At 70.5% G+C, this 12,045-nt stretch carries 13 protein-coding genes and 2 pseudogenes; 5 read left to right on the plus strand and 10 right to left on the minus strand.

Annotation, left to right across the window (positions count from 1 at the left end):
• Nucleotides 1–28: 28 nt before the first annotated feature.
• Complete coding sequence (locus OG568_RS56525; RefSeq protein ID WP_329537773.1) at nucleotides 29–484, plus strand: MarR family winged helix-turn-helix transcriptional regulator; 456 nt, start codon at nucleotides 29–31, stop codon at nucleotides 482–484.
• A 234-nt stretch (nucleotides 485–718) separates the two neighbouring features.
• On the opposite strand, the gene OG568_RS56530 is transcribed toward OG568_RS56525, so the two are convergent.
• From OG568_RS56530 to OG568_RS56550, 5 genes are all read right to left on the minus strand, one after another.
• Nucleotides 719–1,564, minus strand: a complete 846-nt coding sequence (locus OG568_RS56530) for an inositol monophosphatase family protein (protein ID WP_329537774.1) — start codon at nucleotides 1,562–1,564, stop codon at nucleotides 719–721.
• 87 nt (nucleotides 1,565–1,651) lie between these two features.
• Nucleotides 1,652–3,424 carry an FtsX-like permease family protein gene (locus OG568_RS56535; protein WP_329537775.1) on the minus strand — a complete coding sequence of 591 codons (1,773 nt, stop codon included), beginning with the start codon at nucleotides 3,422–3,424 and terminating at the stop codon, nucleotides 1,652–1,654.
• A 2-nt stretch (nucleotides 3,425–3,426) separates the two neighbouring features.
• Nucleotides 3,427–4,269: an ABC transporter ATP-binding protein gene (locus OG568_RS56540; protein WP_329537776.1), complete on the minus strand. Its 843-nt coding sequence runs from the start codon at nucleotides 4,267–4,269 to the stop codon at nucleotides 3,427–3,429.
• Nucleotides 4,266–4,808, minus strand: a complete 543-nt coding sequence (locus tag OG568_RS56545; RefSeq protein ID WP_329538304.1) for a PadR family transcriptional regulator — start codon at nucleotides 4,806–4,808, stop codon at nucleotides 4,266–4,268. Before OG568_RS56545 ends, OG568_RS56540 begins: the two co-directional genes overlap by 4 nt.
• A gap of 337 nt (nucleotides 4,809–5,145) precedes the next feature.
• Nucleotides 5,146–5,442: a hypothetical protein gene (locus tag OG568_RS56550; RefSeq protein ID WP_266593335.1), complete on the minus strand. Its 297-nt coding sequence runs from the start codon at nucleotides 5,440–5,442 to the stop codon at nucleotides 5,146–5,148.
• 101 nt (nucleotides 5,443–5,543) lie between these two features.
• Between OG568_RS56550 and OG568_RS56555 the strand changes: the two genes are divergently transcribed.
• The gene (locus OG568_RS56555) at nucleotides 5,544–5,930 is read left to right on the plus strand and encodes a hypothetical protein (RefSeq protein WP_329537777.1); all 387 of its coding nucleotides are present in this window, start codon (nucleotides 5,544–5,546) and stop codon (nucleotides 5,928–5,930) included.
• A gap of 21 nt (nucleotides 5,931–5,951) precedes the next feature.
• On the opposite strand, the gene OG568_RS56560 is transcribed toward OG568_RS56555, so the two are convergent.
• The 4 genes and pseudogenes from OG568_RS56560 to OG568_RS61995 all read right to left on the minus strand — a co-directional run.
• Nucleotides 5,952–6,644 carry a DUF4232 domain-containing protein gene (locus tag OG568_RS56560; protein WP_329537778.1) on the minus strand — a complete coding sequence of 231 codons (693 nt, stop codon included), beginning with the start codon at nucleotides 6,642–6,644 and terminating at the stop codon, nucleotides 5,952–5,954.
• A gap of 445 nt (nucleotides 6,645–7,089) precedes the next feature.
• On the minus strand, nucleotides 7,090–7,239 hold the full coding sequence (locus tag OG568_RS56565) for a hypothetical protein (protein WP_329537779.1): 150 nt from the start codon (nucleotides 7,237–7,239) through the stop codon (nucleotides 7,090–7,092).
• A 487-nt stretch (nucleotides 7,240–7,726) separates the two neighbouring features.
• Nucleotides 7,727–9,415, minus strand: a pseudogene (gene murJ, locus OG568_RS56570) (murein biosynthesis integral membrane protein MurJ).
• A gap of 181 nt (nucleotides 9,416–9,596) precedes the next feature.
• Nucleotides 9,597–9,785 (minus strand): annotated as a pseudogene (locus OG568_RS61995) (hypothetical protein); the annotation flags it as partial.
• An 81-nt stretch (nucleotides 9,786–9,866) separates the two neighbouring features.
• Between OG568_RS61995 and OG568_RS56575 the strand changes: the two are divergent.
• Nucleotides 9,867–10,175, plus strand: a complete 309-nt coding sequence (locus OG568_RS56575) for a hypothetical protein (protein ID WP_329537780.1) — start codon at nucleotides 9,867–9,869, stop codon at nucleotides 10,173–10,175.
• On the opposite strand, the gene OG568_RS56580 is transcribed toward OG568_RS56575, so the two are convergent.
• Entirely contained in the window at nucleotides 10,149–10,292 is a 144-nt protein-coding gene (locus OG568_RS56580) for a hypothetical protein (protein WP_329537781.1), read from the minus strand. The two genes, OG568_RS56575 and OG568_RS56580, sit on opposite strands and share 27 nt — an antisense overlap.
• Before the next feature lie 165 nt (nucleotides 10,293–10,457).
• On the opposite strand from OG568_RS56580, the gene OG568_RS56585 reads away from it, so the two are divergent.
• Both OG568_RS56585 and OG568_RS56590 read left to right on the plus strand, forming a co-directional pair.
• Nucleotides 10,458–11,291 carry a hypothetical protein gene (locus OG568_RS56585; protein ID WP_329537782.1) on the plus strand — a complete coding sequence of 278 codons (834 nt, stop codon included), beginning with the start codon at nucleotides 10,458–10,460 and terminating at the stop codon, nucleotides 11,289–11,291.
• A gap of 295 nt (nucleotides 11,292–11,586) precedes the next feature.
• The gene (locus tag OG568_RS56590) at nucleotides 11,587–12,024 is read left to right on the plus strand and encodes a hypothetical protein (RefSeq protein WP_329537784.1); all 438 of its coding nucleotides are present in this window, start codon (nucleotides 11,587–11,589) and stop codon (nucleotides 12,022–12,024) included.
• The last annotated feature ends 21 nt before the right edge of the window (nucleotides 12,025–12,045 follow it).

The following is a 12,045-nucleotide window of genomic DNA, read 5'->3' on the forward strand; positions in this document are numbered from 1 at the left end:
TGCTCCCGAACGTCACCGAAAGGCCGCGATGTCAGAGTTCCTGGACCTGCACGGCAGGACGTCGAAGGCGCTCCGGGCCCTGGCCGACGCGGCCATGCGACGCCATGGGCTGCACGTCGGACAGAACTACCTGCTGGCCGTGCTGTGGGACCGGGACGGCAGCACGCCCGGCGAAGTCGCCACCGCGCTCAACGTCACGACGCCCACCGTCGTCAAGATGGCCGACCGGATGACCGCGGCCGGTCTGCTCACCCGTCGCCGCGACGACCGGGACAACCGCCTCGTCCGGCTCTGGCTCACCGACGCCGGGCGTGCGCTGCAGAAACCGGTCGAGGCGGAACGGCAGTTGATCGAGGAGAAGGTCACCGCGGATCTCACCGAGGCCGAACGCAAATCCCTCTTGAACGCCCTGGCGAAGGTCCACCGGGCGGCGAGCGAGCTACTGAGCGAACCCATCGATCACGGCGACTCGGCCATCACCTGACACTTCCATACCTCCTGTCCCGCGGGATCGGACACGCACGAAGACGGCGCCCTGCCCGCCGAGGACTTCCTTGATCCCCCGAGGACGCCTTGGGCTGCGCGACCGGCCGCCGCTGCCTCGCCATCGCGGAGAACCCCACAGGCAATCTGGCTCACGTCAACCCTCGAAGGACTTTCAGAGCCGACCACTTACTGGCTCTTTCAGAATCAACTTCAGCGTCGGCGCTCTGTCTTGCTACACGCCGTCGTCGAGGGCGTACAGGTCGCGGCTGCGCGGCAGGCCTTCGACCAGGTCCAGGATCGCCTCGTGGAGCAGGCCGTTGGTGGCCAGCACCGTCATGTCGCCTTCCAGCACGGACCCGCCGCCCAGGTCGGTCACCCGGCCCCCCGCCTCCGACACGATGACCGGCAGGGGAGCCACGTCCTGGTACCCCATCGGCGGACCGGCGATCACCACGGCGTCCGCACGGCCGGTGACGAGATCCACGATGCAGCCCATCGACGCCATCAGGAAGACCTGACGATGGAGAGCGGTGAGGAGTTCCTCCGGCCAGCCGGCCGGGTTCAGCGCCTGGGTCCTTGCTCCGCGTGTGCTGGTCCGCTCGGTGACCCTGGCGCGGTGGCCCGATTTCAGGTCCGGGTTCTCCCCCGTCAGCACCCAACAGCCGAGGCCTCGCCCGGCTGCGACCATCTGTCGGCTCATGGGCATGTTGATCACCCCGACAGCGGGACCGTACTCGTCCTCGTACGCGATGTCGTTCGAGAACAGTGGCCACCGGCGGGTGAACGACGTGGTGCCGTTGATGGGATCGATGATCCATCGTCTCCCTGACACCCCGGCGGTCGAGCCCCTCTCTTCGCCGTAGATGCCGTCCTGCGGCATATGGCGGCCCAGCTCGTTCCTGACCAGGTCCTCGACCGCGAGGTCGATCTCGGTGACCTCGCTGCCGTCTTCCTTGCGGCGGCTTCCCCACTCCCCGAAGAAGCCCTGCGCGGACACCTGCCCGGCACGCGTGGCCAAGCCGACAGCGAAGTCGAGGAGCTCTCGGTCAGCGGGCGGAACGCCGAATGTGTGATCCATCCGGTGAGCCTGTCACGATCTCCGGCACCAAGGTGCATGAGCACTGACGGTCGCACACCGGGTCGGCGGCCCATGTGAACGGGTCCGTCAGACGGGTTCGGTGTTGAGGGCGCGCCCGGCGGGGTGGCGGGTGTGAGCCCACGCCGGCAGGGCGGTCAGCGCTCCGACTGCCGTCAGGATGACGAGTGCGGTGGTGAGCAGCCACGACGCCGGGGGCGTGACCGTGTCGCCGAACAGCCAGTACAGGCCGAGCCCGGTCGGGATACCCGCCGCCAATCCGGGCACGGCGGACAGCAGTTGTGCGACGCAGAGCGCCGAGATGGCCTGGCCGGGAGTGGCGCCGAGGGCACGCGCGATGGTCAGGGCGCGCCGGGCCTGCACGGCGGTGCTCCAGCCGAGAAGCACGGTGTTGAGCGTGGACAGTGCGCCGAGCGCGAGCGTGACGGCGAGCAGCACCTGGCCGGTCTGGTCGGTCCGCACTTCGATGGGGCCGAACCGCACGAAGTCGGGGGCCGCGTTCAACTCGGTGTGCCAGGTGAGCACCGCGGTGACCATGATGGTGGTGGCGGCCGTGCCGGCGGAGGCCAGGGCGGCGCGGCCGGGCCGACGGGCGAGCAGTCTTACGCCGAGCAGCAGCGACGTGGGCAGGTAGGCCGTCATGGCGTTCAGCCGCGGGCGGTGCGTGAGCAGGTGCGCCGGGTCGGCCAGGGCATGGACGGTGCTGGCACGGGCGGCGCGCAGGACGGGGCCGAGCGTACCGGCGAGGGCGACCACGACGGCGAGGAAGACCGTGCCGACGACGGCGTCGGTGCCCGGGGGGCTGACGGTGTTGAGCAGCCCGGCACTGGGATCGGCCAGTTCGGGTGCCGCCACCGTCCCGGCGGCCAGTCCGAGCGCGGTGGCCAGGACGGTCAGCAGCAGGTACTGCGTCAGCAGTACGGCGGTGACGGTGCCGGGGCCCGCGCCGACGGCCTTGAGCAGTCCGGCACGCCGCTGGTCGCGGGCAGCCCGTAGGGCGGTGAGTGCGGCGAGGGTGACGATCGCGGCGACGGCGAGCAGCCAGCCGCCGATGACCAGCGTGGGCCGGGTGAACCGGATCATGGCCATGTCCGTCTGGAGGACGTCCTGCCAGTAGTGGTAGCTGAGCCGGCCGTCGGCCCCGATGGCCTGGGCGGCCGCGGATGTGCCGAAGGCGTCGGTCGCGGCAGGGTCGGACAGCTTCAGGTGGATCAGGTGGACCACGGGCGCGTCGCCCGCCGCCGCGTGGGCGTCGGCGGTGGTGAGCCAGACCATGCCGCCGGCATCGGACGGCCCGACCTGCGCCGGGTCGCCCCAGGGATACACCGAGGTGGCCGCGCTGACCGCGGTCCCGACGACCGGGTAGCCGTGCCCGCCGACGGTGATGCGGTCACCGACTTGCACGCCGAGTGACTGCGCGAAGCCGCGCTCGATCACCGCACCGCCGGGGCGCACCCAGCCGCCGGCGGTCACCAGCGGTCGGTCCACGGCGGACCGTGAGCCGCCGCGCCCTTCGACCGCGGAGTGCGCGGAACGGCCGTTCGCCCGGATGGTGGTGTCGAACGCGAAGAACGGGCCACCGAGCGCGGTCACGCCGGGTGCCTTGGCGAGGCGCGCAGCGATGCCGGAGGGGTCCGGGTCCGTCGTCGAGACCATCACGTCGGGGCCGGCGGTGGCCGCGCGGGTCTTCGCGTAGGCGGTGGCCACGGTGTTGTCGGTCGCCAGACCGAGGGACAGGGCGGCGGTGGCGGTGGTGACGGCGATCAGGAACATGACGGCCTCGCCGGGACGGCGGCGCAAGTCGCGCACGATCAGGCGCCCTATCAGCAGCAAGCGTCCCACGGTCACTCCTCCCAGCTCAGCAGCGCACCGAGCCGTGTGGTGTCGCCGTGGCCGCCGTCGCTGTCCAGGCGGGTGTCGTCGGCCAACGCCCCGTCGCGCAGGGAGACGACACGGTCCGCGGTGGCGGCGACGCGCTCGTCATGGGTGACCACGACGAGGGTCTGGCCGGCGGCGCGCAGTTCGCCGAAGAGGCGGAGGACGTCGTGCGTCGCGGCGCTGTCGAGGTTTCCGGTGGGTTCGTCCGCGAGGACAACCAGTGGCTCGTTGACCAGGGCACGGGCGATGGCGACCCGCTGCCGCTGCCCACCGGAGAGCTCCGAGGGCAGATGCCGGGCCCGGTCGGCGAGCCCGACCCGGTCCAGGATCCCCGCGGCACAATGGCGGGCGGTGCGCGGTGAGGCGCCGGTGAGCAGCGCGGGCAGCTCGACGTTCTCCGCCGCGGTCAGCTCGTCCATCAGGTGAAAATCCTGGAAGACGAAGCCGACGCCCCGCCGCCGCAGCCTGGCCAGCGCCCGCTCGCCGAGGTGGTCGATGCGCTGCCCGCCGAGCCACACCTCGCCGTCGCTGGGCCGGTCAAGACCGCCGAGGAGCTGCAGCAACGTGGACTTGCCGCAGCCGCTGGGCCCGGTCACCGCGAGCGTCTGCCCGGCCGGCACGTCGAGGTCGACCCCGTCGACGGCCCGTACCAGGCTCTCGTCCTCCCCGTACACCCGCGACAGGCCGACCGCCCGCAGCAGCGGCCCGTCCGCATCACCGGGGTGGCGGCCGACCGGCCCGGCGCCCGGGCTGTCGTCCGCACCCCTCCGCCGTGACCGGCCCCTGACCCGCGGCACGTCCCTCGTCATCCGATCCTTCCGCCTCTCCCACGTGGGGCGCGGGCGGACCAGGTCCGCTCGCACGCCTCCAGCCAGCGCAGATCGGCCTGCAACCGGAGCGCGATGCCCTCCAGGAGTAGTCCGGCCTCCGAGTTCGTGTCGTGAGCGAGGGCGGCGTGCTGGGCCTCGGCGAGGTTGCGCATCAGCTCCCGGCGTCGCGTGTCCGCGAGTACGAGCGGATCGGCAAGACCCGACTCGGCGGCGGCCACCAGCTTCAGGTGGAACTCCGCCACGTCCGCTCTGGGCCCGGCGCTCTCGGCCATCCACGCGGCCACCCGTTCCTGCCCGGCCGCGGTCGGCGCGTACACCTTGCGCCGCGGGCCGCGCACCGGCGCGTCCTCACGCTCCAGGACGACCAGCCCCGCCTTCTCCAGCCGGGTGAGCGTGACGTAGACCTGACCCGCGTTCAGCGTCTCCCCCAGCGGTCCGAGGGCCGCCGCCAACCGCATGCGCAGGTCGTACCCGTGCGACGGCTCCTTGATCAGCAGCGCCAGCACCACGTCCTGCAACAGACCGCCCTCCTCTGTGACGCACATATAGATAGCGGTTAGCCAATAGGAACGTCAATCCGGCCCTGAACCCCATCCGGGGTGGGGAGGGCGCGCCGACTCCCCGAGATCGGCCACCCGGCGGCCCAACTCCGCAACTACGGATAATCCGCGACCCGGCCGCCGTGGTCCCGCCTCCCGTCCGGCTGGACACGGATGCGCCCGCGGTGCCGGCCAAGCCCGCGAAGAAGACGCCCTCCCGGAGGGCTTCCTCGAGGAACGCCGGGCGCGCGGGCGGCCGGCCAGGTAGGCCGGCGCGCTTGACCCGCCGTGGTCGGGGTGATGGTCGGGGCGGCGGTCAGGGCGTGTCGCCGGAGTAGTAGAAGCGGCACACCACACCAGGGCCGGGCGTGCGCGGTTCATCTCGGTGCGGGTCGTACAGGGCGCGGCCACCGGGCCACCGCGACAACTCCGTGGGCAGGGCGGCGCCCTCGTCGACTTCCTCCGGCCGCCAGCCGGTGATGTCCAGCAACAGCCCGTCCAACGGCCCGCCTACGAGCGCGGCGTAGGTCTGGTGCGGGAGGGGTCCTGGGTCGGGGTCGTCGTGGTCGTGGCCGTAGACCCGGCCGCGCAGCAACTGCTCGTCTCCGTTCATCCGACCAGCCTTCCAGCCGCCACCGACATTGATACTCGTAGGCGGTTCCGGCGGTCGTGGCTCGGCCACTGACTGACAGCGCGGTTCTGCCCAGGACCACCGTGGCGCTGCCCAGGACCACCGTGGCGCTGCCCGCGTTGCCGGCGGCACGGCTTGCCCGGTCGGGTAGGCCAGCGTCCGAGCCAGCCGCCGGCCTCCCGCGCGGCCTGTTCGGCTTCCGCTTCTTCCCGCGCCTCGTGCCGCCGTCGCGCTGCGCGGGCTTCTGCGCGGCGGCGGGCGAGGGTGACGTCCGGCGGGAGTTGCCGATCGCGGGGTTCTTCCAGATGCCCTTCACCGGGAGCGCGACCTCGGTGGCATTCGAGGTGATGGTGCCGATCCCCTTGGGGACGTCGACGGCGGCCTGCACGGCGCCGCCTGCTCAGTCGTCCATGCGGGTCTTGAGGAACGACTCGATTGATGCGCCTGCCAGGCACGACACAGAGCGCTGAACGCCCCTGGTGGCGTGCGCGTCAGCCGCCCTGACCGGCGCTTCCGACCGGGCCGACCTTCACCGGGGAGCCGGAGCCGTCCGTGACGGGCAGCGTGGCGGCGCCGGGCCAGTTGAGGGTGACCGACTTCGTCTCGTCCGGCGGAGTCACCACCAGCCCGGTGACGCGGACGCCGGAGCCGCCCGACTTGTTGAACGGGTAGTTGACGGGGAAGTACGTCGACTTCCCGTTCTTGAGGACGGCCGAGCCTGCCTGCTGGCCGGTGCGCTTCGCGGACAGCGATCCCGCGCTGGTCTTCAGGTCGACGCCCGCGTACCCGGAGATCGTGCAGTCCCGGCCGCTGTGGTTCGTCAGGGTGACCACGACGGTGCCGTCAGGGTCGCCGTCGATGGTGCCGTTCTGCGCCGTGATCTTCAGGTCGTCGGTGCGGCACTTGCCGACCTTGGAGTTCGCGTTGGAGCCGGTCCCGGCAGTCGTACCCGTCCCGCCGGAGCTCGTTGCGGAGCTCGTCCCGGCGGAGGCCTTCGCGCCGCCCTGGTCCGAACTGCCCGAGTCCGAACCGCCGCCCGAGGGCGACGCGGTGGCCCCGGACGACCCGGTGGACGTGGACGACGGGTCGCTCTGTCCCGTGCCGGCGTCGTCGTTCTGGCAGGCCGTGAGCGAGAGACCGGCGGCGACGGCCAGGGCGGCGAAGGTGAGCTTGTGAACGCGCATCGTTTCTTCCTCAGGATCGGTTGGCAGTGTCGGCCGCTCGATACGGGTCGGTACGAGCGAGCGTTTCCGACCAACAGGACCGGCCCGGCCGGGTGGACCGTTCCATACGGTCACCTCATAAGACATCCCTGTTACACGCACAGGCGGGCACAACGCGCGCCATCACCGGGCAGACAGCGCCGGGACGCGCCGCCGGCCAGCCGGGACGGCGGTTCCGGCCACCGTCGCGCACCTGTTCGCAGCCGCCGCCCGTTGGGACAGACCCGTAACCCGACCGACCACAACCGATCGCCTGCCCTCCTCATCCCGCTCCGCTCGCTCACGGGAGCAGCCGCCCGGCCGCACCGCCCGGTACGCGAGTGATCCGGCAGTGGTTCCGCCCGGCGCCGAGACTCTGGTGTCGACTCCGCGCTCGGTGCAGGCTGCGTTGCGGGCCCTGTCGGGGTCACGGTTCATTGCCGGACTCGCGCTGCGGGCGATGGTGTTCGACCTGAAGCAGGTCCACCGCCACCTCACCGACCCCGACCTCCGCGCGAAGGCACAGGCCCGCGTGGTCGACCAGATCGGCGAGGACACTCAGGTCGTCGTCGCGCACTCGCTGGGCTCCGCCCTCACCTATGAGTCCCTGCGCACCCGGCCCGGCCACCAGGTGCGGGCCCTGGTGACGATCGGGTCTCCGCTGGGCATCCGGAACCCGATCCCGCGTTCTCCCCGGACTCCTCCGTGCTGGCGGCGGCCGGCGGGAATGAAGTTCTCCTGGTTGGCTAAACGACAGACGGTCGGGGTCAGTTCTTCGAAGCGGGAGGCTGGCAGTGTGCTGGTTCGAGCACGAAGTCGGACCGGAAGTGCGGCGGACGCTCACCGAACAGACACGGCTGATCCGGGCCGCGCCGCGGGCCGTGACCCACCCGGCGGTGATCGAGACAGCCGACCGTCGCCGCACGACGGGAACGAGAATCGAGCCTAGGTCGTCAGTCCCCGGGACGTGTGCCCGGACACCGGCCTCGCCAGGTCACCAGTCTGCTGGCACCCGGTGACAGCCGCCGATGACCGGCCGCTGCGACGCGGTCGAGACCGGGCGTTCACCCCAGGCCCGGCAGGCTCCGCAGCTCGCTGATCTTCAAGATGCGTGCGAGCAGCACGAACACCATGAGCATCGCGAGGCCTCATGCAGCGAGGCCCAGCACGGGTGCCCAGGTGGTCGACGTGACGGTGGTGGAGGATGAGCGGGCCACGAACCAGCCCAACATTCCCGCCGCGAGGGCCGAGGCCGTCAGCTTGCCGTAGGTGCGGCACAGTCTCTTGCCGTCCAGCCGGCCTTCGAGGCGCCGTCGCAACAGCAGCGCGGTGATGAGCAGGCCGACGGCGTATGAGGCGGCGTAGGCGCCGGCCAGGCCGGTGATGGCCCACCGCGGAGGCATCAGCAGATGGCAGGCGGTGGCCAGGGTGATGTTTGCCGTGCTGATCCACACGGCCATCCAGAACGGGGTCCGGGTGTCCTCGAAGGCGTAGAAGCCGCGCAGCAGCATGTACTGCGCCGAGAAGGGGATCAGGCCGAGTCCGAAAGCCTGGAGCATCTGGCCCAGCGGCACGATGGACGCCGGATCGGCTGCTCCGTGAGCGAAGATCACCTGCGCCATTTGCGGGCCGAGGGCCACGAAGAAGAAGGCGGCGGGAACGATGACGACGCCGCTGATCCGCAGGGCCCGGGAGAGGTCACCGCGCATGTCGTCCAGACGGTGTTCGGCGACGGCCCGGCTCATCCGCGGGAGCAGAGCGGTGACCAGCGAGACACTGATGACCGACTGCGGCAGCGACCAGATGGTCTGCGCGTAGGTATAGGCGGAAAAGCCGACGCCGCCCTTGGGCAATGCCGTGTCTGCGGCGGAGGCGTAGCGGGTCACCACCGTGCTGGCCACGAGGTTGGTCAGGACGAACAGCAGGGTCCAGCGGGCTGCGCTGACGCTCTTGCCCAGGCCTGTGCCGCGCCAGTCGAAACGTGGGCGGAAACGGAAGCCGGCGGCCCTGGCGAAGGGGATCAGGGCAAGAGCCTGGATCGCCAGGGCGAGCGTGGTGCCCGCGCCGAGCAGAGTGACCTGGGTCTGCGTGATGTCCTGGACCGAGTCCGGCACGGTCATCATGCCGAGGTACACGCCGAACATGGAGATCAAGACGATGTTGTTGAGGACAAGGGTCCACATCATCGCGCCGAACTTGTTCCGGGCGTTGAGCACTTGGCCCAGGATGCTGAACAGCCCGTAGAAGAAGATTTGCGGGAGCAGGAACCGCGCGAAGACCACCGTCAGCTGAAACGCTTCGTGGTTGGCCGGTGAGTCGCTCTGATAGAGGCTGATGATCTGCGGCGCCGCCCAAACGGCCAGCAGCGTGCCGATTCCCAGCACGGACATCGTGAGGGTGACCAGACGCTGCTCGAAGGCACGTCCACCATCCGGCTGCTCCATCCTGGCCCTCACCAACTGCGGTACCAGTACGGAGTTCAGCGCGCCGCCGATGAGCAGGAAGTACAGGCTCGCCGGCACCACGTTGGCCTGGTTGTACGTCGTGGCCAGCAGTCCCGTCCCGAGCGCCCCGGCCTGTAAGACCGTTCTCAGCAGCCCCGTCGCCCGGGAGACCACCGTTCCCGACGCCATCAGCATGGACGAGCGCATCAGCCCGCCCTTTGCCGCGTCAGGTTTCGTAGCGGCGTGCCGCCCTCGCTTCTGTTTCCCCAGTAACCGCGTTCTCGCCGCGCCCTGCGTCCCCTCCACCATGTGCCCAATCTACGGCGTAGAGATCACCATCATGGATACTCCCCCGGGCTCTCCGGTCGGCCCGCAGTCCCCAGTCGATGCACCGCGGCGAATGGAAACTCCGGGCCGTGGGGTCATGCAGGACGCAGGTGCGTCAGGCCGGGGGTGTCGTCACTGGTCGCCGGCGTCCGGATCGCTGCCGCCGTACAAACGGTGAGAGGCGGGCCACGTCCTCGTCGCGGACGTCGAAGCCGTCCGCGCGCAGCTGGTTCACCGCGGCGTCCGTGTACCGCGTACCGCGGCGTCGGTGTACCGCGTGTAGACGGCGGTAGCCGGGCTCGTCGGCCAGGCGCAGGATGTGCAGGGACTTGGCGATCCGCCCGTAGTGCGCTCCCTACTCCGACGGAACGCGCCTCGCACATGAGTACGCGCCCCGATGCCCGTGGCGGGCGGCGCTGATGAAGTGGCTCTCATGACGACGCAGAACGCCGCGCCTCAGCGCCGAGCAGACCACGCGACCTGGTGGAGGGTCCCCCTGGTGGCATCCGCGCTCGGCCTGCCGGTCCTCGCCCTGGAGTACAGCGCGATCCGGGCGCACGCAGGCATGGGCCAATACGGGGCGGTTCTCTACTGGACCCTCGCACTGTTCGCCGTGGCCTGGGCCCTGCCCCACCGCCGCTCGTTCAGAACGTTCCGCATCGCGGCGAGTGGAGCGGCACTGATGATCACACTTCTGCCGGTGACGCTCCTGCTGCTACTGGGCGTGATGCCGGCCGGCTGACGCGTACGCCACGAATTCCGTCCAAGCGGTCGAAGGGCGGGCGGAGGAGACGCCCACCACCGAGCCGACGGCCTTGCCGTTCTTGTCGAAGAACTCGTACCTGATGTCGTACGCCATCGAGATCACGGTACGTCGGTCATACGTCGACCGGGAGAGTTGCTCGACAGGTCTCGATAGGTATCGCCTGATCGAGCTTTCTGTCGCCTGGAGCCTTGGCGTGCGGGGATGAGTCGCTGGGGGCCACGGCCGACCGCTGCACGCCGCCCGCTACCATCCCTTCGCATGACGAGTCGGGGGTGGCGGCTGGGTGCCGTGGTGGTGCTGGCTGCGATCTGTGCCGCCGGTCCAGAACGCCCGGAGGTCATCCGCACGGCGTCGGACCTCGGCCCCCTCCCGGCCGACCGCTACGACTACACGCCGCAGGACTACCAACGATCGCAGCGGGCATCGGCGTTGCTGATCCGGCAGTGCATGGCGAAGCGCGGCCACCCGGACTTCCCGCTCGACCCCCGCTACCCCGGCAATACCGTCGTCGCCACCGCAGTCAGCACCGACTACGGCGTCCTGGATCTCGCCGCCGCCCGCCGCTGGGGCTACGGCTGGGACCCGGAAAAGCCCCTGGCTCTCCGGCCGAAGGGCCGCCGGATGACCAACGCCGAGTATGCGGACTTCCCCGCCTGCAGCGCCGAGGCGAGCCGGCGGCTGATGCACGGCATCGACCTCAAGCGGGACTGGCTCTACGCAAGCACACGGGCGATAGAGGTCGACAAGGCGGTCAAGCGCGACCCACGCCTCCGCGCGGCGTTGGATGCGTGGTCCCGCTGTGTGGCAGAACAAGGATTCACGCGCTATCCCGACCCCGTCGCGGCATACACGGACACCGCCTGGCAGCGGGGCGGTGACGGCAACACCCGGCATACGCAGCGGGAGCGGGCGACCGCCGTCGCGGACGTCACCTGCAAGCGCCGCCACCATACGGCCGAACTCTGGCACGCGGCACGGGCGCAGAAGCAGGCCGTGGACATCACACGGCACCGCGACCGCTACGCCGCCGGGCTGCAGGCGCTGCGGACGTACCGGGCCACCATCGCCGAGGTGCTGCGGAAACTCGGCTAGGGGGCCGCGCGCGAGCGTCGGTAGGCCACGCTGACGACCGGACCGGGTGCGAGCCGATGCGGGCCGATGCGGGCCGACAGGGCATACGGGTCCCGAGTGAACCGGGACTGCCTGTGCAGACGGGGATCCGCTGCACGATTCCGGAGGAGGCGGACCAGATCCGCAACCGGAAGAAGCTGGGCGCGTGTGGCGGCCGTCCGCCGAAGTTCGCCACGGCCGACTACCGCGAGCGGCACGCGGTCGAGTTGGGAAAACGCGTATCGCTGCGGCTCACCGGGCATCTAGCCTGTGGCGCATGCATCAACCCCGAAGGCGTGACCGGCGCCTGGCTCGCCGTGTGCCGCCGGAGCCGGCCCGGCGTCAGGCATCACAGCTCACTGTCGCGGGGGCTGATGTCGTGGTGGTTGGCTACTTCTCCGCGAAAGAGAAGGACTTCGTGACGCTCATGGCGTCGGCAGCCGCAGAACTGGCAGCGCGCGGCGCTCGCGTCGTCGGGCAGATCGTGCAACGACGAGGTGTCTCGGACGGCGGGGCCCAAAAGATGGGCCTGCCCTATTCCTCGCGGACGCTGCTGAGCTACGGAAAGGTCCGTGAGGTAGCTCAGGCCTGCGAGCAGGCCAACGCTGACGCAGTGATCTTCGTTGCCTCTTTGACCGAGCGCCAGCGCCACGCGCTGACAGCGCTACTCGGATGCCCCGCTGTGAGTCTTGCCCACATCCTTGCTGCCGACTGACCGCTCACTCGAAGCGCGCTG

Origin of the sequence: Streptomyces sp. NBC_01450 (genome assembly GCF_036227505.1) — a bacterium.
Lineage (GTDB): Bacteria > Actinomycetota > Actinomycetes > Streptomycetales > Streptomycetaceae > Streptomyces.